The 3,282-nt window shown below is 38.7% G+C and carries 4 protein-coding genes; 3 read left to right on the top strand and 1 reads right to left on the bottom strand.

What is annotated here, in order from left to right; translation table 11 throughout:
• The coding region (locus FFM82_RS13350) for a protein rep (RefSeq protein ID WP_170178313.1) at positions 1-533 on the top strand (533 nt) is incomplete at its 5' end.
• A 47-nt stretch (positions 534-580) separates the two neighbouring features.
• Here the strand turns inward: FFM82_RS13350 and FFM82_RS13345 are convergent.
• Positions 581-814, bottom strand: a complete 234-nt coding sequence (locus FFM82_RS13345) for a hypothetical protein (RefSeq protein ID WP_137646236.1) — start codon at positions 812-814, stop codon at positions 581-583.
• 213 nt (positions 815-1,027) lie between these two features.
• Here FFM82_RS13345 and mobV point away from each other — a divergent pair, with 213 nt between their 5' ends.
• Positions 1,028-2,119, top strand: coding sequence for a MobV family relaxase (gene mobV, locus FFM82_RS13340; protein WP_137646235.1), 1,092 nt, complete (start codon positions 1,028-1,030; stop codon positions 2,117-2,119).
• Positions 2,120-2,747: 628 nt separating this feature from the next.
• Positions 2,748-3,282 (top strand): protein rep (locus tag FFM82_RS13330; RefSeq protein ID WP_137646234.1); only part of this gene is annotated, 535 nt, incomplete at its 3' end.

The following is a 3,282-nucleotide window of genomic DNA, read 5'->3' as shown; positions in this document are numbered from 1 at the left end:
GTTATGTGCGCTCAACTGAAGTAACCGTCAATCATGAAGCAGATCAACCGATGTATCACCACCATATGCATGTTTTATTATTTGTGAAGAATGGTTATTTCAAAGGGACTGATAATTATATTTCGCAGGCGGAATGGACTGGGTATTGGAAACGGGCTATGAAATTAAGTTATGTGCCGATTGTGAATGTTGAGGCAGTTAAACCAAATGTGAATCGTCAGAAAAATTCTTTATTGGCTAGTGCTCAAGAGACGGCCAAATATCAGGTAAAATCTAAAGATATTTTGACGAATAATCAAGAACAAGATTTACAGGTAATTGACGATTTGGAGCAAGCTTTGGCTGGTTCTCGCCAAATTAGCTATGGCGGTTTGCTGAAAGAAGTTCGCAAGCAGTTGCAATTAGAAGATGTTGAAAATGGTGATTTGATTAATACGGATAGTGATGATCAGCAAGTAGAGCAAGTAGTTAGGGAAATTGTTGCTAAATGGGATTATCAAAGAAAAAATTATTTTACATTAAATGATTTTTGAAATCTTTAATGCAAAATAATTTTTAGGACTTTTAATGTGCAATACTTTTATGACACAATTATTTTTTGCTTTGATTCTTTTAATATTTGACCTTTTCCTTGGGGACTCCATTCATCTTTTTTGGGGTTCCCAAGAAGGGTTTGAATTACTAGATAATATAATTTGCTTTCTGAATTGTATAATTCTACATTGTCTATTCTTACTGCTAATGTTTCTGAAATGTCCAATTGCTTTATTTTTTCTTGTCTTCCTGTTTCTTGCCACTTTGGATTTTCTTCCATTTTTAAGATTTTCTCCTTTTGCTTTTATTTGTGTATCTGTGTTTATTATACCTCTTTTGAGTTTAATATCTGGTGTTTTTGGCAATGGTAGATATTGCCTCGCAGAGCCCACACTTTACGTTGTAAAGTATAGTGGGCTATACCTTGCATGGAGGTTTGCCGAATTATGTGCTATGCTCTAACCAAATTTAGTTGTTTGAAATGGGTGGTTAGATGAGTTATTTAGTTGCTAATATGCAGAAATTAAAAGCTGATAATTTAGTCGGTTTGGGTAATCATGATCAACGACGTACTCAACACCATAAAAATCTGGATATTGATGGTGACCGTTCGGCTTTAAATTATGATTTAGTTGCTGGTCGGACGGGTCATTTTAAAACAGATATTGAAGCTTACATTAACGAGAATAAAACCAGTCAGCGGGCAGTTAGAAAAGATGCCGTTTTAGTCAATGAATGGATTATTTCTAGCGACAGTAATTTCTTTACGAATTTAACGGCGGCTGATACCCGCAAGTATTTTGAAACAGCGAAGGACTATTTTGCTGAAAAATTTGGTGAAGAAAATATTCGTTATGCAATTGTTCATCTTGATGAGAGTACTCCCCATATGCATATGGGGATTGTCCCCTTTGATGATGAACATAAATTATCTGCTAAACGAGTATTTAATCGGACGGCTTTGCGAGATGTTCAAGATCAATTACCGGCTTATTTACAACAGCATGGCTTCAATGTTCAGCGTGGGGTTCAAGAATCGGAACGTAAAAGTTTGACGGTACCGGAATATAAAGCCATGCGGGAATCTATTAAACAAAGCCAACAAAAGTTAGCAGCGGTTGAAAATGAAACTAAACAGCGTCAAGCGAAACTTAAAACATATCAAGCCACTAAATTTGATGTGAATAGTGTTAAAACGAAAGAATCCCATTTCCATAAGCGGTATGTGCTGGTTGACCGTTTTGATTTTGATAAACTTAAACAGGGTGCCAGCTTAACGGATACGTATTTTACTGAAACATTGTCCCAAAGGTCTGATATGGATATTCAAAAAGACCGACTGATTAAAGCTGAAAGTAAGGCTATGGAATTAGATATTGAGAATCGTCGTCTTCAAAAGCTAGTCGGGACGCTACAAGGAATTGTTCGGAGCGTTGACCACTTCTTACAGCGCAAATTAGGTGTTGGTTTACCAAGTGAGTGGTTAGAACGAGCTGGACTAAAAGAACCGTCTAAAAAATCCCCTCAGAGGCCACAGGAGCGTTCAGAGGGACAACATGATGAATTAGATGGTCCAAGCCTTTGAATTTGGTCTATGGCTTTAATTTAGCCGATGATGCGTATTGGAGCTGTTTAATGGCCGTCAGTCAATGGTAAATCGAATTAAAGGGACTTACTGCTTTAGCAGTTAGTCCCTTTTTGAGGCTTTAAGGAGTTGATTGACTAACCAAACCCAAACACTGAATTGGCTGAAAGCCAAAGTTTCCTAAACTTTGCTTTCCTGCCTCACGGCGAGTGCGGGGTGAGTTTGAGCGGGAGCTCCCGCTCAATTATGCGGTCAAGCTGGCACAGCTTGGACTGGGTTCGGGGCGTCAGCGCCCGAGGGCTTAGAAACTGGTCGATTTTGACCAGTTTCTTCTTATCTTGATACTATTAGAAACAACGGACTTTTTAAAATGTCAGTCAAACCCTTGACACTACTAGGTTTAGGCGTATTATGGTGGTATAAAATGAATATAAAAAAAACCCACGTGAGCTTCGATAGTTTGGCGACCTCGAACGCGTGAGTTAATCTTGTAAAAATCGTATTTGGATTTACTAGACATAGTTTAAAGCTTGGACGCTTGACCGTCAAGCCTTCTGACTGATTTTAAGTAAAGCAAATACATAACAGATTAGCTCTTCTCACGTGGTTGGTGAGAGGAGTTTTTAATTTGGTTGATGGAAAGGTTTTAGTTGATCGTTCGCGGTCAGGGAAAGTTCGGCCATGGCGGGAACGTAAGCTAGAGAATTTGCAATATGGTGATTATTTGCAGATATTGCACTATAAGAAAGCCCATCGAGTTAAAGAATGTGGCGAGGTTTTGCGCTTTGTTGAAGATGAACAGGGACATCGAAAATTAGCCCAAACTTGGTTTTGCCATTCTCGTTTATGTCCGTTATGCAATTGGCGGCGAGCAATGAAGCAATCCAATCAGTTAACTCAAATTTTGGAAGAGGCGGTTAAGCAACGGAAAACGGGCCGATTCTTATTTTTAACGCTGACGGTTGAGAATACCACCGGGGATTTGTTAAAGAACGAGTTGCGACAAATGGGGCGGGCTATCCGTGATTTAATGCGTTATAAAAAGCCAGCTAAAAATTTGTTGGGTTATGTGCGCTCAACTGAAGTAACCGTCAATCATGAAGCAGATCAACCGATGTATCACCACCATATGCATGTTTTATTATTTGTGAAGAATGGTTATT

This window comes from Lactiplantibacillus plajomi, from assembly GCF_005405405.1.
GTDB classification, from domain to species: Bacteria; Bacillota; Bacilli; order Lactobacillales; family Lactobacillaceae; genus Lactiplantibacillus; species Lactiplantibacillus plajomi.
The sequence above is the reverse complement of the archived record's forward strand: the minus strand, read 5'-3'. Positions and strand labels throughout refer to the sequence as shown.